Consider the following 18,503-nt stretch of genomic DNA (forward strand, 5'->3'; position numbering starts at 1 on the left):
AGACAGCGGATGCTGCGGCTGGGACGGCGCGAGTTCGACGCGTACGAGCCGGTGATCATGGCGATCGTCAACCGGACGCCGGACTCCTTCTACGACCAGGGCGCGACCTTCCACGACGAGCCGGCGCTGGCCCGCGTGGAGCAGGCGGTGTCCGAGGGAGCCGCCATCATCGACATCGGCGGGGTCAAGGCGGGCCCCGGCGAGGAGGTGAGCGCCGAGGAGGAGGCGCGGCGCACGGTCGGCTTCGTGGCCGAGGTGCGGCGGCGGTATCCGGATGTGGTGATCAGCGTCGACACCTGGCGCCACGATGTGGCGGAGGCGGTCTGCGAGGCGGGCGCGGACGTGCTGAACGACGCGTGGGGCGGGGTCGACCCCAAGCTCGCGGAGGTCGCCGCGCGGTACGGGGCGGGGCTGGTGTGCACGCACGCGGGCGGTGTCGAGCCGCGCACCCGGCCGCACCGGATCGCGTACGGGGACGTGATGGAGGACATCCTCCGGGTCACCGTCGGCCTCGCGGAGCGGGCGGTGGCGCTCGGGGTGCGGCGGGACGGGATCATGATCGATCCCGGGCACGACTTCGGCAAGAACACCCGCCACAGCCTGGAGGCGACCCGGCGGCTCGGGGAGATGACGGCGACCGGGTGGCCGGTCCTGGTCTCGCTGTCCAACAAGGACTTCGTGGGGGAGACGCTGGACCGGCCGGTCAAGGAGCGGGTGATCGGGACGCTGGCGACCACGGCGGTGTCGGCGTGGCTGGGGGCGCGGGTGTACCGGGTGCACGAGGTCGCGGAGACGCGTCAGGTGCTGGACATGGTGGCGTCCATCGCGGGCCACCGGCCGCCCGCGGTGGCCCGGCGCGGCCTGGCCTGACCGGGCCCCCGGCGGCGGCGCCGCGGTACGGGCGCGCCCGGCGCCCCTACCGCCCCACCTCCTTCGTCACCAGGGCCACCGCCTCCTCCACGCTGTCGGTGACGTGGAAGAGGAGTAGATCGGCCTCGGAGGCCTTGCCGCCCGCGACCACCGTGTCGCGGAGCCAGTCGACCAGGCCCGTCCAGTACTCGGAGCCGAACAGGACGATCGGGAAGCGGGTCACCTTGCCGGTCTGGACGAGCGTGAGCGCCTCGAAGAGCTCGTCCAGCGTGCCGAGACCGCCGGGCAGGACGACGAAGCCCTGCGCGTACTTCACGAACATCGTCTTGCGGACGAAGAAGTAGCGGAAGTTCACACCGATGTCGACGTGCGGGTTGAGCCCCTGCTCGAAGGGGAGCTCGATGCCGAGGCCGACCGAGACGCCCCGCGCCTCGCGCGCGCCCCGGTTCGCCGCCTCCATCGCCCCGGGACCGCCGCCGGTGATCACCGCGAAGCCCGCCTCGACCAGGGCCCGGCCGATGCGCACGCCCGCCTCGTACTCCAGCGAGTCCACCGGGGTGCGGGCCGAGCCGAAGACGCTGATGGCGCTGGGCAGTTCGGCGAGCGCGCCGAAGCCCTCGACGAACTCGGACTGGATGCGCATCACCCGCCACGGGTCGGTGTGCACCCACTCCGAGTCGCCCTCGGTGTCCAGGAGCCGCTGGTCGGTGGTTCCGGGCTGCACCTGCTCGCGGCGGCGCAGCACCGGCCCGAGCCGCTGCTCCAGCCGCTGTTCGCCCGGAAACTCTCCCTCGGGATAGGCCATTGCGTGCTCCCTTCCGCTGACTGGGTCATATGACGCGTCCGGCCAGGGTAGGACGACTTACGTGACGAATGATGAAATTCAGGCGGTCAGCCAGGCGTGAAGTCGCTTCTCGCAGTGGGTGATCCGGTCGACGGCCACGTGTTCGTCCCGCTTGTGCGCGTACAGGGCGTCGCCGGGGCCGTAATTGACGGCCGGGACGCCGAGCGCGCCGAAGCGGGCCACGTCGGTCCAGCCGAACTTGGGCCGCGGGCTTCCGCCGACCGCCGCCATGAAGGCCGCGGCGGCCGGGTGTGAGAGCCCGGGCAGGGCCGCGCCCGAGTGGTCGTCGACGGTGAATTCGGTGACGCCGCAGTCCGCGAAGACCTCGTGGACGTGGGCCAGCGCCTCCTCGGGGGTGCGGTCCGGGGCGTAGCGGTAGTTGACGGTGACCGCGCACGCGTCGGGGATGACGTTGGTGGCGACGCCGCCCTCGATCCGTACCGCGTTCAGGCCCTCGTGGTACTCCAGCCCGTCGATCACCGGCCGGCGCGGCTCGTACGCGGCGAGCCTGGCCAGGATCGGGGCGGCCGCGTGGATGGCGTTGGAGCCCATCCAGCTGCGCGCGGAGTGGGCCCGCTCCCCCGCCGTGTGCAGGATGACCCGCAGGGTGCCCTGGCAGCCGCCCTCGACCTGGGCGTCGGAGGGCTCCAGGAGGACCGCGAAGTCGCCCTCGATCCAGTCGGGGTGTGCCTCGGCCACCTGTCCGAGCCCGTTGAGGTGGGCCGCGACCTCCTCGTTGTCGTAGAAGACGAAGGTCAGGTCGCGGTTGGGCTCGGGGACGGTCGCCGCGATGCGCAGCTGCACGGCCACGCCGGACTTCATGTCCGAGGTGCCGCAGCCCCACAGGACGCCGTTGTCGTCGAGGCGCGAGGGCACGTTCCCGGCGATCGGGACGGTGTCGATGTGCCCGGCGAGGACGACCCGCTCGGCGCGCCCCAGATCGGTGCGCGCGACGACGTTGTTGCCGTGGCGGTCCACGGTCAGATGCGGCAGCGTCCGCAGGGCCGCCTCGATCGCGTCCGCGAGCGGCTTCTCCGTTCCGCTCTCGGACGGGAAGTCGACGAGCCACGCGGTGAGCGCGGGGCCGTCCAGGGTCAGGTCGAGTGCGCTGTCTGCCATGGCCACGACCCTAGCGCGGCCGTCCCGGCCAGGGCCGGGGCGTCCATGACCACACGGGTGGCGCCCGGCCCCGGGGGCCTCGCCCCACCCTCCAGTACGGTGGTGCCCGTGTCCCAGCCCCGCACTCCCGCTCGACCCGCACGGCGCGGCCGTCTCTTCCGTTTCGTGGCCGCGGCCGTCGTGCTGCTCGCCGTCGCCGGCTATCTGGTGGTGCAGTACCTGAGCGGGGGCCCCGGGGCGCCGAGATGCACGGTCGGGTCGGGGGACGACACCTACCGCCTCAGCCCCGAGCAGGCCGAGAACGCGGCGACGATCTCCGCGGTCGGCACCACGCGCGGGATGCCCGAGCGGGCGGTGACCATCGCGCTGGCCACCGCGCTCCAGGAGTCGGGGCTGCGCAACATCACGCACGGCGACCGCGACTCGGTCGGGCTCTTCCAGCAGCGGCCCTCGCAGGGCTGGGGCACCGTGCAGCAGATCATGGACCCGGTCTACTCGGCCGGGAAGTTCTACCAGCGCCTGGCCGAAGTGCCCGGCTACTCGCGGCTGCCGCTGACGGTGGCCGCGCAGCGGGTCCAGCGCAGCGGCTTCCCCCAGGCCTACGCCAAGCACGAGCCGGACGCGGCACTGCTCACGGCCGCGCTCACCGGCCGCAGTCCCGCCTCGCTGACCTGCACCATCGCCAAGGACACCCGCCCGGGCGACCCGGCGCAGGTGCGCGCCGAGCTGGCCCGCGCGTTCGGCGCCGGGGTGGTCCCCGACAGGGGCGAGGGGCGCGAGGTGACCGTGCCGGTCCGCACGCCCGCGCGCGCTGGCGCGAACGCCGGGGGCGGCGCCGAGCAGCACGGCTGGGAGCTCGCCCACTGGGCGGTCGCGCACGCCGCGGCCTTCCGGGTGGAGCGGGTGTCGTACGCGGGGCACACCTGGCGCGTGGACGGCTCCCGCAGGGGCTGGCACACCGACGACGCCGAGGCGGGCCCGGGCACCACCGGCCGGGACACGGCCGACGCCACGGGCGGCGCGGGGGATTCCGGCGTGTTCGGCCGGGTCCGTATCCAGCTCGCCCCCTGAGGCGACGCACCCTGGCGCGACACCCGTTCGGGCGACCACCCGGAAGGGGCACAGACGCTCTTCGCGCACACCGTTTCGTACACCCACCCCCGCGCCCGTCCGAAGAATCGTCAATTCCCTTGCGAACAAAGGGCCGTGACGGCGTTCAGCGTATTGTCGCCGCGGTTCGTTTGCCCGTTTTTATCCGAAGCCGATAATGCGACGCATTGCGAACTCTTTACCGGGGCCCTCCGCAACCTGAGCCGCACCCCGAGGAGTTGTCACAGCGTCCGAACGCCGTTCCTCCCGTCTCAAGGAGCATCATGTCCCTCCCCCTGACCCGTCGGATCGCCCGTGCCGCGCTGCTCATCGCGGCGGGTGCAGTTCCCGTGGTCGGCGCGGCCGGCGCGGCGAGCGCCGCCGCGCTTCCGGAGACTGCGAACCTGGGCGGTCTGACCGCCCTCGACGGCGCGAACCTCGGCAACACCGTCGACGGCACCGCGCAGAAGGCGACCGGCCTGGCGGGCGACACCGGCAGCAAGGCCGTCAAGCAGGCCGTCCCGGCCGCGGGCAAGACGGTCGGCAAGGCGGGGAAGACGGCGACCCCGGCGGCCCAGAAGACGGCGGGCGACGCCGCGGGCAACGCGGGCGACCTCCTCGGCTCCACCGCCAAGTCGGCGAGCCTGGACGGCCTTCCGGTCGGCGGCCAGCTGCCCACCCAGGGGCTGCCCACTCAGGGGCTGCCCTCCACCGGCCAGCTGCCGCTCAAGGGTCTGCCCGTCGGCTGAGCCGTCGCCGCCGCGCCTCCCGCGCGGCCGAGCGCCGAAGGGGCCCCGGGATCCTGTCCCCGGGGCCCCTTCCCGTGCCCGTACGTCCGTGGCCGTGCCTCCGTGGCCGTGCGGCGTGCGGCGTGCGGCGGCGCTAGCCCAGGCGCTTCACGGCCGCCTCGACGCGCTCGTCCGTCGCCGTGAAGGCCACCCGTACGAAGCGCGCGCCCGCCTCGCCGTAGAAGTCGCCGGGCGCCACCAGGATGCCGAGCTCGGCGAGGTGGGCCACGGTCTGCCAGCAGCCCTCGTCGCGGGTCGCCCACAGGTACAGGCTGGCCTCGCTGTGCTCGATCCGGAAGCCGTGCTTGACCAGCGCCTCGCGCAGGGCGGCGCGGCGGGCCGCGTAGCGCGCCCGCTGCTCGCGCACATGGACGTCGTCGCCCAGCGCCGCCACGGTGGCCGCCTGGACGGGCGCGGCCGTCATCATCCCGCCGTGCTTGCGGATCTGGAGCAGCTCGCCGAGGACGGCCTCGTCGCCCGCGATGAACGCGGCGCGGTAGCCGGCCAGGTTGGAGCGCTTGGAGAGCGAGTGGACGGCGACCAGGCCCTCGTAGGTACCGCCGCAGACGTCCGGGTGCAGCACCGAGACCGGCTCCGCCTCCCAGCCCAGCTCCAGGTAGCACTCGTCGGAGACGACCAGGACGCCGTGCTCGCGCGCCCAGGCGACGATCCGGACCAGCTCGTCCTTGGCGAGGACCCGGCCGGTCGGGTTGGACGGCGAGTTCAGCCAGAGGAGCTTGAGCCCGGACGGGTCGAGCGCGGTCGGGTCGTCGTAGACGACGGGCTCCGCGCCGCAGAGCCGGGCGCCCACCTCGTACGTCGGATAGGCCAGGCGGGGATGAGCGACCTTGTCGCCCGGGCCGAGGCCGAGCTGGGTCGGCAGCCAGGCCACCAGCTCCTTGGACCCGACCACCGGCAGCACGTTGCGGTGGCCGGCGCCGACCGCGCCGAGCCGGCGCCCGACCCAGCCGGTGAGCGCGTCACGCAGCTCCGTGGTCCCCCACACCGTCGGATAGCCCGGCGAGTTCGCGGCCGCGGTCAGCGCGTCGCGGATCAGCTCCGGGACGGGGTCGACCGGGGTGCCCACGGACAGGTCCACGATTCCGTCCGGATGGGCCGCGGCCGTCGCCTTGTACGGCTCCAGCTTGTCCCAGGGGAAGACGGGCAGGCGTGCGGAGACTGCGCCCACGGAAGGTGCTCACTTTCTGGTGCGGAATGCCGTGCCCGGGCAAACGCCTCGGTCCCGCAGGGCTGCCGGTGGGCGCCGTACGGGACCGGGCGGACACGCGGTGCCGGTGTCAGTGCTCGCTGTCGGCGTTGATGTCGGCGGGCAGCGCGGCGATGAAGGGGTGGTCGCGCTCGATCAGGCCGAGCTTGGAGGCGCCACCGGGCGAACCGAGCTCGTCGAAGAACTCGACGTTCGCCTTGTAGTAGTCCTTCCACTCCTCCGGGGTGTCGTCCTCGTAGAAGATGGCCTCGACCGGGCAGACCGGCTCACAGGCGCCGCAGTCGACACATTCGTCCGGGTGGATGTAGAGGGACCGCTGGCCCTCATAGATGCAGTCGACCGGGCACTCTTCGATGCATGCCTTGTCCTTAAGGTCGACACAAGGCTCCGCAATGACGTAGGTCACGCTGTCGTTCCTCCTCGATAGGGCGCGGCGGGCCGGTCTGCGGCTCCGTCCACGTGGCGCGCGGGAGCGCGGCGTCGTCGATGCCCACACCTAGTATCTCCGTTCCGGGGCGCGATCCGAACAGGAGGGGCGAAGAGAGCTGTGGAGTTCACCACCGGCGGACGGCTGGTCGTCAGAATCACGCCGGAAGATCAGGGCAAACGCGTATCAGTCAGACACCTGGCGAGGCCGGGGGGACGGGGCGAGAAGTTCACCGACACGGTCGGCGTTCTCACATCGTGGGATGCCGGAGTGCTGTCCATCGTCCGCAGGAACGGGGAGGCGGTCCGCGTCCCGGAGAGCGAGATGGTCGCGGGCAAGGTGATCCCGGCCGAGCCCGCCCGGCGCCGCGGCCCGGCCGCCACCTTCCGGGAGTTGGCGCTGGTCAGCGCGCGCGCCTGGCAGCCGGTGGAGAGCGAGGCGCTGGGCGGCTGGACCCTGCGGGCGGCCGGCGGATTCACCCGGCGGGCCAATTCGGTACTGCCGCTGGGCGAGCCGGGGATGCCCCTCCAGGACGCTCTCGCGTACGCGCGCGCCTGGTACACCGCCCGCGGCCTTCCCACGTACGTACAGACGGCCACCGGCGCCGAGGGGACCCAGGAGGCGCTCTGTGTCGATCTTGAAAAGTTTGGGTGGGTTCGCGAGGTAAGCGCCCAACTGCGGATCGCCGCACTTGCCCCGATCGGGGACCTCGACGCGGACGTCTCCCGGGTCGGACTGAGCCGTTCGGCGGGTACCGGCTGGCTCGCCCGCTACCAGCGCACCGGCGCCCCCGGACCCCATGTGCGCGCGGTGCTGGAGAGCGGCCCCTCCACGTGGTTCGCCGCGGTACCCGGGGACGGGGAGGTGCCCGCCGCGATCGGCCGGTGCGTCATCGACGGCCGCTGGGCGGGGTTCATGGCCGTCGAGGTGGACCCGGAGCAGCGCCGCCGGGGGCTCGCCACGGCTGTGATGACCGCGCTGGCCCGCCAGGCGCTCTCCGAGGGAGCCTCGGCGGCCTGGCTCCAGGTGGAGGCGGACAATGAGGGGGCCCGGGCCCTCTACGACTCCCAGGGCTTCGCCACCCACCACACCTACCACCACTTCCGGCAGGGCTGAGAGCTGTCATGGAACCCCGTCCATTGAACTCCGTCGTCCGACGGAGGGGCGGGGGGTTCGAGGACAGGCTCCGAGCCCGCGCCGGACTTTCCGAGCTCCACGAACGGGTACGAGGCGGATATGGACCCCGAAAGCCCCGGCGCCGAGGACTGGCGGCGGCAGTTCACCGAGGAGGCCCGGTCCGCGCGGCCGGACCTGGCGACGCTGTGCCTGCTGATCGGCGCGGTGGCCGATCCTGGCCTCGGCCGGCCCGGCCTGGACGCGGCGCAGATGGAGCTGGACCGGCTGGCCGGCCTGCTCCCCTACGGCGTCAGCGGGGCCGGTCCCTGGGCGCGGGCCCTGGCCGAACTCCTCGGCGGCGGCTGCGGCTTCCGGGGCGGCCCGTCCGCGTACCAGCGGCTGGAGTCCTCCCTGCTGCCGGAGGTGCTGCGGCGCCGCCGGGGGCTGCCGATCCTGCTCTCGGTGGTCTGGATGGAGGTGGCGCGCAGGGCCGGGGCCCCGGTGTACGGGGTGGCGCTGCCCGGCCACTTCGTGGTGGGCTTCGGCAGCCCCGAGGAGCGGGTGCTCGCGGATCCGTTCGACGGGGGGCGGCCGTTGACCGGCGCTGATGCGGAGCTCCTGGTGGCCGGGGCCACCGGCGCCCCGCTCGACCCGTCGATGATCACCCCGGCCGACCCGCTGGCGGTCGTGCTGCGCATCCTCAACAACATCCGCGCCTGGGCCGCGGCCCGCCCGGAGCGCGGCGACGTGGCCCTGTGGGCGCTCGACCTGTCCCTGCTGCTGCCCACCCATCCGGCGCGGCTGCGCTACGACCGGGCCGAGCTCCTGGTCCAGCGCGGTGACTTCCTCGGGGGCGCGGCGGAGTTCGACGTCTACGCGGACATCCTGGAGCCGGTGGAGCCGGGGGCGGCCGAGACGGTCCGGGGCCGGGCGCGGGCGGCGCGGGCGATGCTGAACTGAGGCCGGGCCGGGGTCAGAGCCAGCCCTTCTCGCGGGCGATGCCCACCGCCTCCGCCCGGTTGCGGGCCGCCAGCTTCTGGATCGCCATGGAGAGGTAGTTGCGGACCGTGCCCTGGGAGAGGCAGAGGACGCGGGCGAGTTCGGCGTTGGTGGCGCCGTTCGCCGCCGCGCGCAGGACGTCGCGCTCGCGGTCGGTCAGCGGGTTGGCTCCCTCGGCGAGCGCGGCGGCGGCCAGCGTCGGGTCGATCACCCGCTCCCCCGCCAGCACCTTGCGCACCGCCGCCGCGAGCTGGGCGGCCGGGGCGTCCTTCACCAGGAAGGCGGCGGCGCCCGACTCCATCGCGCTGCGCAGATAGCCGGGGCGCCCGAAGGTCGTCAGGATCACGATCCGCAGCCCCGGCAGCTCGCGGTGGAGGACCGCGGCGGCCTCGATGCCGGTCATCCCGGGCATCTCGATGTCCAGGAGCGCCACATCGGGGGCGCAGGCGCGGGCCGCCTCCAGCACCTCGTCGCCCCGGGCCACCTGGGCGACCACCTCGAAGTCCGGCTCCAGGCCGAGCAGGGCCGCGAGGGCTTCGCGGACCATGGACTGGTCTTCGGCCAGGAGGAGGCGGATCATGCAGGGATTCTAGGGCGGTGCCGTTCGGCCGCGGACCGTAGGTGGCTGGTCGCGCGGTTCCCGCGCCCCTGAGGATGCCGCTGCGCGGCAGTCCCGCAGCAATCCCCCGGGCGCCCCGCAGGGGAGCATGTGAGGGGCGCGGGGAACCGCGCGAGCAACCCGCCACCGGGCCGCGGACGAAGGCCGGGCCGGTCAGGCGCGGACCCGACCCCGGTCACCCCACCGGCACCCTCGCCGTCAGGGTGAAGCCGCGGCCCTTGTGCGCCGACGGCTCCAGGGTGCCGTCCACCTCCGAGAGCCGTTCCGCCAGGCCCGTCAGGCCGTTGCCCGCCGTGACGGCGCAGGCGCCCCGGCCGTCGTCGGTGACCTTCAGCTCCAGGAAGCGGCCGTCCAGGGTCTGGCACTCCCCGAGGGTGATCGCGCAGTTGCGGGCGGCGCTGTGCCGGACCACGTTGGTGACGGCCTCCCGGACCACCCAGGCCAGCGCCTCCCCCGCGCCCGGGGGCAGGCCGGGCGGCAGGTCGGCCGTCACCGGCAGGTCCGCGGCGACCCCCGCCGCCGTCAACGCGGTGCGGGCGCCCGCCAGTTCCCCGGTGAGGGTCGCCCTGCGGTAGCCCGTGACCGCTTCCCGTACGTCCACCAGGGCCTGGCGGCTGACCTGTTCGATGTCGCAGACCTGCTGGGCCGCCTGGTCGGGGTGGTCCGGGAGCATCCGGCCCGCCAGCTCGCTCTTGAGCGTGATCAGGGAGAGCGAGTGGCCCAGCAGGTCGTGCAGGTCACGGGCGAGGCGCAGCCGCTCCTCGTTGGCCGCGAGCTGTGCCACGGTCGCCCTGGCCTCGCGCAGCTCCACGGTCGTACGGACGAGATGGCGCACCCCCGTCATGGCGAAGCCGCCGAGCAGGGCCGGGATCGCCAGGCCAGGCACGAAGTCGCCCCAGTCGCCCCGGGTGGTCAGGCCGGTCAGGGCCATCACGGCGGTGGTGCCCGGGATCGCCCAGCGGGCGAGCGGCAGTGGCAGCACCGCCCCGCAGCCGACCGACACGTACACGAAGAGCACCAGCCAGGGCGCGTCCAGGGTCAGCGAGGTGGCCACCGCGATGCCGGTCAGGAAGACCAGCATCGAGGCGACCGTCGTGCGGGCGAGGGGGCGGGCGGTGTGACGCAGGACCAGGGCCAGATAGACCCCGACGAACGCCACCAGGGCGAGCCAGCCGAGCGCGGTGGCCCCCGTGGTGTGCTCCTCCTTGAGGAGGTCGGTGACCGGGGCGCCGAGGAACGCCAGCCAGATGCCGGTCCAGAGCAGCTTGCGCAGCGCCTCCCGGCGGTTGCGCGGCGGGCGGCCCGGGAGGGGCCCGCGGTCTTCCCTCACGCTCGTCACGCCTTCAGGGTGTCCTTCCGGTACAGCCAGGCCGCGCCGCCCGCGAAGAGCAGGAAGTAGGCGACGAGGACGGCCACGTCCTTGGTGTGCGGGGCGTTGCCCGCCTCGATGGCCTGTCCGAGCGCAGCGTACGCGTGGGTGGGCAGCCAGGTGGCGAGCGACCGCAGCCAGGGCGCGAACGTCGTGGTGGGCATCCACAGGCCGCCCAGGATGGAGAGGCCGAAGTAGATGATCATCGTGATCGGGCGGACCGCGTCGCCGCTGGCGAGGTAGCCGATGGCCACGCCGAGCGCCGCGAAGCAGAGCGAGCCCGCCCAGATCGCGCCGGTCAGCGCCAGCCACTGCCAGGCCGCGAACCGTACGTCCTTGACGGTCGCCGCCACCAGGAAGACCACCAGGATGCACGGCAGGGTGACCACCGCGGCGCCGGCGATCTTCGCCAGGACGTAGCCGCGGCCGGGCAGCGCGGTCAGCCGCAGCTGGCGCACCCAGCCCTTCTCGCGCTCCTTGGCGATCTTCTCGCTGTTGCCCATCAGGACGGCGGTGATCGCGCCGAACGAGGCCATGGAGACCATGAAGAAGGCGGGGAAGGTCAGGTCGGTGTCACCGATCGTGTCCGTGGTGTTCTGCGAGCCGGAGATCAGCAGATACAGCGCGGACGGGTAGATCACCGAGAAGAACATGAACTTCTTGTTCCGCAGGGTGCGGGCGATTTCGAGCTTGATGAGCGCCCCGGAGACGAATCGGTTCAGCATGCGGTTCTGGCCTCCTCGGCCTCGGTGATGGCGACGAAGGCCTGCTCCAGGCCGAGGCCCGCGACTTCGAGGTTGCGGGGGTACAGGCCGAGCCCGTAGACCGCGTGGACGGTGGCGTCGGCGTCGGTCGACTGGAGGCGGACCGTGCGGCCGGAGATGTCCAGGTGCGCCAGGAACGGCAGTTCACGCAGGACCGCCTCGTCGATCGGGCCCTCCAGGTCGAAGGCGATCCGGCGGGCACCGGCCTTCGCCTTGATCTCGGAGGCGGTGCCGTCGGCGAGGAGACGGCCCTTGTGGAGCACCAGGACGCGGTCGGCGATCGCGTCCGCCTCCTCCAGGTAGTGGGTGGCGAACAGGACCGTACGGCCCTGCTGCGCCTGCTCGCGCATGGTCGCCCAGAACGCCTGACGGGCCGTGACGTCCATGCCCGTGGTCGGCTCGTCCAGGACGATCAGGTCGTTGGCGCCGGCGGTCGCGAGCGCGAAGCGCACGCGCTGCTCCTGGCCGCCGGAGAGCTTGTTGACCAACCGGTCGGCGATCTGCGCGACGCCGGCGCGGTCCAGGACCTCATCGACCGGGTGCGGCCGCGGGTGCAGCGCGCAGGCGAGGCTCACCAGTTCGCGGACCCGGACCTCCTCCATCAGACCGCCGCTCTGGAGCATCGCGCCGACCCGGCCGTCCTTGATGGCCTCCTCGGGCGTGGTGCCGAACAGGCGCACCGCGCCCGCGTCAGGCTTGCGCAGCCCGAGCAGCAGGTCGAGCGTGGAGGACTTGCCGGCGCCGTTCGGCCCGAGGAGCGCGACGGTCTCGCCGGGGTGCAGCTCCAGGGAGAGGTCCGCGACGGCGCGGACGTCCCCGTAGCTCTTGCTCACGCGCTCGAAGCTCACCACGGACGTGGTGGTGGAGGTGGTGGTGGTCATGCCCCAAGGGTCGCCCGCGGGGCGGGTCGGAGGGCAGTGCCGGGTGTCGTGACTGTCGGATGACAGATGTCATACGGACGGCATGACACGGCCCCCGCACGCCGGGGCGTACGGGGGCCGCAGGGCCGGTGCCCGGGTCAGCTCGGGTTCAGGTCGATCGTCACGATCCGCTGGGCCGGAGTCTTGCCGCGCAGCGCGCTCTGCATCGCCTGGGCCACGTCGTCCGAGGTCAGCTGGTGCTTCTGACCGTCACCCTTCATGATCATCACGCCGTTGAAGGCGCTGCCCATGAGCTCGTCGATGGCCTTCTTGTCGTAGACCTCGACGAGCTTCCCCTCGACCGGCTTCATCGAGAGGATCTTCGGGAGCGACTTGACCGGACCGAAGTCGATCTTCTTGCCGCCCGCCTTGATGGTGATCAGACCCGACATCGCGGGCTTGGCGAACTCGTTCATCGCCCGGTCGATCTCGGCCTGGGTGACGGTCGGCCGTCGCCCGGTGACCGGCAGCCGCACCTCGTTGGGCTTGCCCGTCTGCACCTGTGCCCGGTAGGCGTCCTTGACCGCGATCATCGAGCGGGCGACGTCGAGGCTCTTGCCCGCCCTGCCCGGTACGGCCACGGCCTTGCCGGGAACGAACTTGATCGTGCCCTCGACCGCCGAGCCCGAGGCGCCCGCCAGGTCGGTGAGCGCGACGCCCAGCTTCTCCTCGTCGACCGGGATGACCGGTTCGGCGACCCGCTGGCCGCCGAAGAGCGAGGAGATGACGGAGACGGGGTTGTAGTCGCTGCCCGCCGCGTTGCGCACGGTCGACTGGCTGTCCAGGCTGAGGCCCGCCTTGTCCGGGGCGAGCGTCTCCTTCTTGCCGTCGACGGTGAGCCGCAGCGGCTGGGCCGCGCGCTTGCCGAGCGTGGCGTCGAGCTTGGCGACGGCCTGCTCCTTGCTGCCGCCGCCGATGTCCACGCCGAGGACCGTGGTGCCCTTGGGGACCTCGGAGTGGTTGAGCAGCAGGCCCGCGCCGTACGCGACGACACCGGCGGCGACGGCCGCCACGGCGAGCAGGACCAGCTTGGAGCGGCCCTTCTTCTTGGCGGGCGGCGCGCTCGTACGGGCCGGGGCGGGCGCCTCCTGGACCGGGCGCGGCCCGTCCGGCGTCCTCGGGGCGAGGTCGTCACCCGCGCCCGCGCCGGGCGGGAACGAGGAACGGTTCTCCTCGGAGACGACCGGGATCCCGCTGGTCAGCGTGTCGCCCGAGACATGGCCCGCCGCAGGGGGCGCGGAGACGCCCGGAGCACCCGGCGCCGGGGCCGGGGCCGGGGCCTGCGGGGTCAGGATCGCCGTGTCGTCGGACAGCTGCGGCACCGGCGCCACCGGGCCGGGACGCACGCCGGGCGGGCCCACGACCGGGGTGCCGTGGCTGGGTGTACCGCCCGGGCCCGGCGCGCCCGGGAACGGGGTGCCGTGGCTCGGCGTGCCGGGGCTCGGCGTGCCGGGGCTCGGCGTGCCGGGGCCGGGACGGGGCGCGCCGCCGAGCCGCTGCTGGCCCTTGCGGGGGCCGACCGGGCGGGTGGGCAGCGCGGAGGTGCCGGTGACGGGGCCGGTGGTGGGTCCCGCGGGGCCGCCGTTCCCGCCGAGGGCGGCGCGGCCCGAGCCGTTGGCCGAGGCCGGGCCGGGGCGGAAGCCGCCGGTGGCGTCGGGACCGCCGGAGACGAAGCCGTGGTCCTCGGCGGCGCCGGGCCCGGCGGGACCGACCGGCCCGGAGGCGGAGCCGCGGCCGTCGCTGCCGCCCGGGAACGGGTTGCCGTCGCCGGACGGGAAGCCGTCGCCGCCGCTCCCCGGCCGGGCGGACGAGCCCGTGGCCGAGCCGTCGGCGGGCGCGCCCTGCGGGCCGTCCGAGAAGTACGGGAGGTCCGAGCGCGGGGTGCCGGCGGGCGGGGTCGCGCCGGAGCCCGCCTTGCGGGGCGCGAACCAGTCGCTGGTCTTCTCCTCGGCCGCGGCGGCGGGCGCCGCCTCCTCGGCCTCCGCGGCGGCCCGCTCCCGCTCGCCGCGGGCGGACGCCTTGTCGGCCTCGCTCACCGGCGTTCTCATCACGACCGGCGGGATGGGCCGGGACCCGGGGATGTTGATCCGGATACGCGTCGTCAGCGTGGTCTCGGTCTTCGGCTCGTCCGGCTGGGCGGCGGCTTCCGGGGCGTCGTGCGCCGGAGAGTGCGGCGTTCCGTACGGCGGGGTACCCGACGGGTACGCGGATCCGCCGCGCCCCTGGGGGCCGGAGGTCGAACTGTCAGTTTCACGACTCAAGGCAGGTTCTCTCCCGATCGGCTCCGCCACCCGCTCTTGTCTCGTGTGCCTGTGCGCGGACGGCTCGGCGGCGCGCACCACCATACTGGCCGCCGTCGGCACGCACCGGACGGCCCGGGGAAGCGGGGCACCACAGCCCGTACTGCGCCGCCGGAGCCGTGCACGTCACTGGCCCGTTCGGGCCGAATCTCCGGGCGGCCGCACGAGGTTGCCGACCGTGGCACAGATCACAGCCGCGGCCATCCCGCCGAGCAGGAAGACGTACGAGCCGAGGCCCGCGCCGAAGACGAAGTCGCCCTCGGGGCGCGTGGCCGTCAGGAACAGCACCGCGACCAGCCAGCCGGCGCCCGCGGAGCCGACCCCGGCGCGGCTGCCCGTCAGGGCCGTACCGGTCCAGAAGAGTCCGGCGGCGGCGGCCAGCGCGAGCAGCAACCCGCCGGGGAACCAGGCGGCTTGGACCAGCGCGCCCGCGGCACCGGTGAGCGCGCCGAGCAGGAAAAGCCCCAGGAAGGCGGCGATCCGCCCGGGGCGGGCGGCCGCGTTACGGGAGTTGACGGACGCAGGGGACGTACGGGACGTAGTACTCATCACACACCCAGCCCGGCGAACAGATCGTGCTCGCGCTCACCGGCCGGGGCACCGGACTCGCCGTCCACCAACTCGTAGTACTCGACCGTGAAGAGCGGCTGGGCCAGGTCGTTGGAGAGCGCGAAGAACGGGCCGTCCACGGTGATCTGGGTGGCGTGCGCGCGCATCGCGGCGGCCTTGGCCCCGGCGTGGGCGGCGCCGTCGATCTCGGCGGTGATCCGGGAGTCCTCGACGACGCCCGGGACGTCGCTCACCTCGGCGACGCCGGGGAAGGAGGTTCCGGACTCCCGCAGCCGCGCGAACCCCGCCTCGGCCGCCGAGCGCGGCACCCGGTTCCAGTAGGTCTTGGCGATGGCGTGCGGCTCGCCGAGCCCGGGGCGGTAGGCGGGGTCGGCGGCCAGCTCGGCGGCGCGCATGGCCACCCGGTGGGCCTGGATGTGGTCGGGGTGGCCGTAGCCGCCGTCCGGGTCGTAGGCCACCAGGACCTGGGGGCGGACCTCGCGGATCACCTCGACCAGATGGGGGGCCGCGTCGTCGACGTCGGTGTGCCAGAAGGCCCCGGGGCGGTGGTTCTGCTCCAGACCCATCATCCCGGAGTCGCGGAAGCGGCCGGGGCCGCCGAGGAAGCGGTGGTCGGTGACCCCCAGCTCCTTCATGGCGGCCGCGAGTTCTGCGACGCGGTGGGCGCCGAGACGGTCCTCCCGGTCGGCCGTCAGATGCGCCAGGTCGGCCGGGATGACCTCGCCCTCCTCGCCGAGGGTGCAGGTCACCAGTGTGACCAGCGCGCCTTCGGCGGCGTAGCGGGCCATGGTGGCGCCGTTGTTGATCGACTCGTCGTCGGGGTGGGCGTGCACCAGGAGCAGCCGCCGGGCGGGGAGATCCGTCATACGGGACAGCCTACGAGGCATGCCGCACGGCGGCATGCCTCGGGTCCCCCGGCCACGCCGGGTGGCGGCGATGTCTCAGAACTTGATGTCGCTGATCATGCCCGCGACGTTGTTGCTGAGGTCGTTGATGGTGGGCGCCATGGACGAACTGGCGAGGTAGAACCCGAGCAAGGTGCAGACCACCGCGTGTCCGGCCTTCAGTCCGGACTTCCTGACCAGCAGGAAGACGATGATCGCCAGCAGCACCACCGCCGAAATCGAGAGTGCCACGGCGGTTCACCTCCATCTGTCGGTCGGGCAGAGCCAGTCGGTCGGGCAGAACAGCGTGCCCGGGGGCATGCAGATGTCATACCCACCCCCCACTATGGATCATAACTATCCGGCGGAACGCATTGATCGGTGCACGGGCGCACAAGGGGCGCACACCCCCCACGTACGAGCAGGTGCGAGCGGGTGCCGCTAGGTTCGCACCATGACCTCAATTTCCCCCGGAGCGACCTCGTTTCCCCGTCAGTACGCCAGGACCCAGCGCTTCACGCTCGGTGCGCCCCGCGCCTTCACGGTGGCCCCGGACGGCGGCCGGGTGGTCTTTCTGAGGGCTCCTGGGGGTACGGATCCGGCCAACAGCCTCTGGGTGCTCGACCTGGAGGACGGCGCGCGCGAACGGCTCGCGGCCGACCCCCGGGCGCTGCTCGGCGGGGCCTCGGAGGAGCTGTCGGACGAGGAGCGGGCGCGGCGCGAGCGCAGCCGCGAGGGCGCGGCGGGCATCGTGGGATATGCGACGGACGCGGCGGTGGAGCTGGCCGCCTTCACGCTCTCGGGCCGCCTCTTCACGGCCGAGCTGCGCGCCGGGACCACCCGTGAACTGCCCGTTCCGGGACCGGTGATCGACCCGAGGCCCTCGCCCGACGGCCGGCTCGTCGCCTATGCGGCGCGGGGTGCCCTGCGGGTCACCGGGGCCGGCGGGGAGGGCGACCGGGCGCTCGCGGAGCCGGAGTCGCCCGAGGTCACCTATGGTCTGGCGGAGTTCATCGCGGCCGAGGAGATGGACCGCGCCCGGGGCTTCTGGTGGTCGCCGGAGTCGGACGCGCTGCTGGTGGCGCGGGCCGACGAGAGCCCGGTGCGGCGCTGGTGGATCGCCGACCCGGCCAACCCCGACCGCGAGCCGCAGCGGGTCGCCTACCCGGCCGCGGGTACGCCCAACGCCGAGGTGCGGCTCTTCCGGTACGGGCTCGACGGGACCCGGACCGAGATCGTCTGGGACCGGACGCGCTATCCGTACCTGGCCCGGGTGCACTGGTCGGCGGCGGGCGCCCCGCTGCTTCTGGTGCAGGCCAGGGACCAGCGCGTCCAGCTGCACCTGGCCGTGGACACCGCCTCGGGGACGACCCGGACGGTCCACGCGGACGAGGACGCGGTGTGGCTGGATCTTTTTCCCGGTGTTCCGGCCTGGGCGCCCGACGGACGGCTGGTGCGGATCGCGGACGAGGGCGGGGCGCGCGTCCTGGCCGTGGGCGACCGTCCGCTGACCGGGGACCAGCTGCAGATCCGGGCCGTGCTCGACATCGGGGACGACGACATCCTGGTCTCGGCGTCGGCCGGGGAGGCCGCCCGTGCACCCGAAACCGGGGAGCTCCATGTGTACCGGGTCAATGAGCTGGGTATCGAGCGGGTTTCGGAAGGTGTCGGGGTGCACTCGGCGGTCCGGGGCGGACCGGTGACGGTCCTCACTTCGGCCCGTCCGGACAGCCCCGGTACCACGGTCCGGGTGGAACGGGACGGCAGGACGGTCGCGGTGGTCGACTCGTACGCCGAGACCCCGGTGCTCACGGCCCGGGTGCGGCTGACCGAGGGGGGCGCGCGGCGCATCCCGTGCGCCGTACTGCTCCCCACCGATTACTCGGAATCGGACGGTCCCCTTCCCGTGCTGATGGATCCGTACGGCGGGCCCCACGGCCCCCGCGTCCACGCCGCGCACAATGCCCATCTCACCTCGCAGTGGTTCGCGGACCAGGGCTTCGCGGTGATCGTGGCCGACGGACGCGGCGCCCCCGGCCGCTCCCCCGGCTGGGAGAAGGCGATCCGGGACGACTTCACCCTCACCCTCGACGACCAGATCGAGGCGCTGCACGGCCTGGCGGGCGCCTTCCCGCTCGACCTCGGGCGGGTGGCGATGCGCGGCTGGTCCTACGGCGGCTATCTCTCGGCCCTCGCGGTGCTGCGCCGCCCCGACGTCTTCCACGCGGGGATCGCGGGCGCGCCGGTGACCGACTGGCGGCTCTACGACACCCACTACACCGAGCGCTATCTGGGCGACCCGCAGGGCAGCCCCTCGGTCTACGAGGCGAACTCGCTGGTCACCGACTCCGGTCTGTCCCAACCGGCCGAGCAGCACCGGCCGTTGATGATCATCCACGGTCTGGCGGACGACAATGTGGTGGCCGCGCACACCCTCCGGCTCTCCTCGGCCCTGCTGGCGGCGGGCCGCCCCCATGAGGTGCTGCCGCTGACGGGCGTGACCCATATGACACCGCAGGAACAGGTGGCGGAGAATCTGCTGTTGCTCCAAGTGGACTTCCTGAAGCGCTCGTTGGGCATCTGACCCGCTCGCCCCC

18 protein-coding genes are annotated in these 18,503 nt (G+C 73.5%); 6 read left to right on the forward strand and 12 right to left on the reverse strand.

Translation table 11 applies throughout. The features are described from left to right. The first annotated feature begins 9 nt into the window (after window positions 1–9). Complete coding sequence (gene folP, locus ACZ4MU_RS06035) at window positions 10–870, forward strand: dihydropteroate synthase (RefSeq protein ID WP_467871509.1); 861 nt, start codon at window positions 10–12, stop codon at window positions 868–870. A gap of 46 nt (window positions 871–916) precedes the next feature. Here folP and ACZ4MU_RS06040 read toward each other — a convergent pair whose 3' ends face one another. Together ACZ4MU_RS06040 and dapE are read right to left on the reverse strand one after the other, a co-directional pair. Next, window positions 917–1,675: an LOG family protein gene (locus ACZ4MU_RS06040; RefSeq protein ID WP_467871512.1), complete on the reverse strand. Its 759-nt coding sequence runs from the start codon at window positions 1,673–1,675 to the stop codon at window positions 917–919. A 78-nt stretch (window positions 1,676–1,753) separates the two neighbouring features. Then, window positions 1,754–2,833, reverse strand: a complete 1,080-nt coding sequence (dapE, locus tag ACZ4MU_RS06045; protein ID WP_467871515.1) for a succinyl-diaminopimelate desuccinylase — start codon at window positions 2,831–2,833, stop codon at window positions 1,754–1,756. A gap of 108 nt (window positions 2,834–2,941) precedes the next feature. On the opposite strand from dapE, the gene ACZ4MU_RS06050 reads away from it, so the two are divergent. After that, window positions 2,942–3,904: a hypothetical protein gene (locus tag ACZ4MU_RS06050; protein WP_467871518.1), complete on the forward strand. Its 963-nt coding sequence runs from the start codon at window positions 2,942–2,944 to the stop codon at window positions 3,902–3,904. A 302-nt stretch (window positions 3,905–4,206) separates the two neighbouring features. Next, the gene (locus ACZ4MU_RS06055; RefSeq protein WP_467871521.1) at window positions 4,207–4,671 is read left to right on the forward strand and encodes an ATP-binding protein; all 465 of its coding nucleotides are present in this window, start codon (window positions 4,207–4,209) and stop codon (window positions 4,669–4,671) included. Between the two features lie 133 nt (window positions 4,672–4,804). Here the strand turns inward: ACZ4MU_RS06055 and ACZ4MU_RS06060 are convergent, their stop codons facing one another. Together ACZ4MU_RS06060 and fdxA are read right to left on the reverse strand one after the other, a co-directional pair. Next, the gene (locus ACZ4MU_RS06060; RefSeq protein WP_467871523.1) at window positions 4,805–5,899 is read right to left on the reverse strand and encodes a bifunctional succinyldiaminopimelate transaminase/glutamate-prephenate aminotransferase; all 1,095 of its coding nucleotides are present in this window, start codon (window positions 5,897–5,899) and stop codon (window positions 4,805–4,807) included. Window positions 5,900–6,008: 109 nt separating this feature from the next. Beyond that, the gene (gene fdxA / locus ACZ4MU_RS06065) at window positions 6,009–6,344 is read right to left on the reverse strand and encodes a ferredoxin (protein ID WP_188276063.1); all 336 of its coding nucleotides are present in this window, start codon (window positions 6,342–6,344) and stop codon (window positions 6,009–6,011) included. Window positions 6,345–6,485: 141 nt separating this feature from the next. Between fdxA and ACZ4MU_RS06070 the strand changes: the two genes are divergently transcribed. Together ACZ4MU_RS06070 and ACZ4MU_RS06075 are read left to right on the forward strand one after the other, a co-directional pair. Continuing rightward, window positions 6,486–7,481, forward strand: a complete 996-nt coding sequence (locus tag ACZ4MU_RS06070; RefSeq protein ID WP_467871525.1) for a GNAT family N-acetyltransferase — start codon at window positions 6,486–6,488, stop codon at window positions 7,479–7,481. Window positions 7,482–7,601: 120 nt separating this feature from the next. Continuing rightward, window positions 7,602–8,441 (forward strand): transglutaminase-like domain-containing protein, encoded by an 840-nt coding sequence (locus ACZ4MU_RS06075; RefSeq protein ID WP_467871527.1) that lies wholly within the window; start codon window positions 7,602–7,604, stop codon window positions 8,439–8,441. 13 nt (window positions 8,442–8,454) lie between these two features. On the opposite strand, the gene ACZ4MU_RS06080 is transcribed toward ACZ4MU_RS06075, so the two are convergent. From ACZ4MU_RS06080 to ACZ4MU_RS06115, 8 genes are all read right to left on the reverse strand, one after another. Continuing rightward, window positions 8,455–9,060, reverse strand: a complete 606-nt coding sequence (locus tag ACZ4MU_RS06080; protein ID WP_467871530.1) for a response regulator — start codon at window positions 9,058–9,060, stop codon at window positions 8,455–8,457. Window positions 9,061–9,274: 214 nt separating this feature from the next. Continuing rightward, window positions 9,275–10,438: a sensor histidine kinase gene (locus tag ACZ4MU_RS06085; RefSeq protein ID WP_467871532.1), complete on the reverse strand. Its 1,164-nt coding sequence runs from the start codon at window positions 10,436–10,438 to the stop codon at window positions 9,275–9,277. After that, entirely contained in the window at window positions 10,435–11,193 is a 759-nt protein-coding gene (locus ACZ4MU_RS06090) for an ABC transporter permease (RefSeq protein WP_467871534.1), read from the reverse strand. The genes ACZ4MU_RS06085 and ACZ4MU_RS06090 overlap by 4 nt, the downstream gene beginning before the upstream one ends. Next, on the reverse strand, window positions 11,187–12,113 hold the full coding sequence (locus tag ACZ4MU_RS06095) for an ABC transporter ATP-binding protein (protein ID WP_467871536.1): 927 nt from the start codon (window positions 12,111–12,113) through the stop codon (window positions 11,187–11,189). The genes ACZ4MU_RS06090 and ACZ4MU_RS06095 overlap by 7 nt, the downstream gene beginning before the upstream one ends. Window positions 12,114–12,250: 137 nt before the next feature. Then, window positions 12,251–14,413: a peptidoglycan binding domain-containing protein gene (locus ACZ4MU_RS06100; protein WP_467871539.1), complete on the reverse strand. Its 2,163-nt coding sequence runs from the start codon at window positions 14,411–14,413 to the stop codon at window positions 12,251–12,253. Window positions 14,414–14,578: 165 nt separating this feature from the next. Continuing rightward, window positions 14,579–15,001 carry a DUF6113 family protein gene (locus tag ACZ4MU_RS06105; protein WP_467871541.1) on the reverse strand — a complete coding sequence of 141 codons (423 nt, stop codon included), beginning with the start codon at window positions 14,999–15,001 and terminating at the stop codon, window positions 14,579–14,581. Beyond that, on the reverse strand, window positions 15,001–15,888 hold the full coding sequence (gene mshB, locus ACZ4MU_RS06110; protein WP_467871544.1) for an N-acetyl-1-D-myo-inositol-2-amino-2-deoxy-alpha-D-glucopyranoside deacetylase: 888 nt from the start codon (window positions 15,886–15,888) through the stop codon (window positions 15,001–15,003). Before mshB ends, ACZ4MU_RS06105 begins: the two co-directional genes overlap by 1 nt. 75 nt (window positions 15,889–15,963) lie before the next feature. Beyond that, on the reverse strand, window positions 15,964–16,158 hold the full coding sequence (locus ACZ4MU_RS06115) for an SH2 domain-containing protein (protein WP_101389912.1): 195 nt from the start codon (window positions 16,156–16,158) through the stop codon (window positions 15,964–15,966). A 202-nt stretch (window positions 16,159–16,360) separates the two neighbouring features. Between ACZ4MU_RS06115 and ACZ4MU_RS06120 the strand changes: the two genes are divergently transcribed. Further along, window positions 16,361–18,490, forward strand: coding sequence for a prolyl oligopeptidase family serine peptidase (locus tag ACZ4MU_RS06120; RefSeq protein ID WP_467871547.1), 2,130 nt, complete (start codon window positions 16,361–16,363; stop codon window positions 18,488–18,490). Window positions 18,491–18,503: the final 13 nt, after the last annotated feature.

Source organism: Streptomyces sp. NPDC026377, assembly GCF_055567715.1.

Bases quoted from the DNA above. Each gene is read 5' to 3' on its own strand.
- mshB (WP_467871544.1), bottom strand. From the start codon at position 15,888: ATGACGGATCTCCCCGCCCGGCGGCTGCTCCTGGTGCACGCCCACCCC.
- ACZ4MU_RS06090 (WP_467871534.1), bottom strand. From the start codon at position 11,193: ATGCTGAACCGATTCGTCTCCGGGGCGCTCATCAAGCTCGAAATCGCC.
- ACZ4MU_RS06095 (WP_467871536.1), bottom strand. From the start codon at position 12,113: ATGACCACCACCACCTCCACCACCACGTCCGTGGTGAGCTTCGAGCGC.
- ACZ4MU_RS06075 (WP_467871527.1), top strand. From the start codon at position 7,602: ATGGACCCCGAAAGCCCCGGCGCCGAGGACTGGCGGCGGCAGTTCACC.
- dapE (WP_467871515.1), bottom strand. From the start codon at position 2,833: ATGGCAGACAGCGCACTCGACCTGACCCTGGACGGCCCCGCGCTCACC.
- ACZ4MU_RS06080 (WP_467871530.1), bottom strand. From the start codon at position 9,060: ATGATCCGCCTCCTCCTGGCCGAAGACCAGTCCATGGTCCGCGAAGCC.
- ACZ4MU_RS06055 (WP_467871521.1), top strand. From the start codon at position 4,207: ATGTCCCTCCCCCTGACCCGTCGGATCGCCCGTGCCGCGCTGCTCATC.
- folP (WP_467871509.1), top strand. From the start codon at position 10: ATGCTGCGGCTGGGACGGCGCGAGTTCGACGCGTACGAGCCGGTGATC.
- ACZ4MU_RS06040 (WP_467871512.1), bottom strand. From the start codon at position 1,675: ATGGCCTATCCCGAGGGAGAGTTTCCGGGCGAACAGCGGCTGGAGCAG.
- ACZ4MU_RS06105 (WP_467871541.1), bottom strand. From the start codon at position 15,001: ATGAGTACTACGTCCCGTACGTCCCCTGCGTCCGTCAACTCCCGTAAC.
- ACZ4MU_RS06120 (WP_467871547.1), top strand. From the start codon at position 16,361: ATGACCTCAATTTCCCCCGGAGCGACCTCGTTTCCCCGTCAGTACGCC.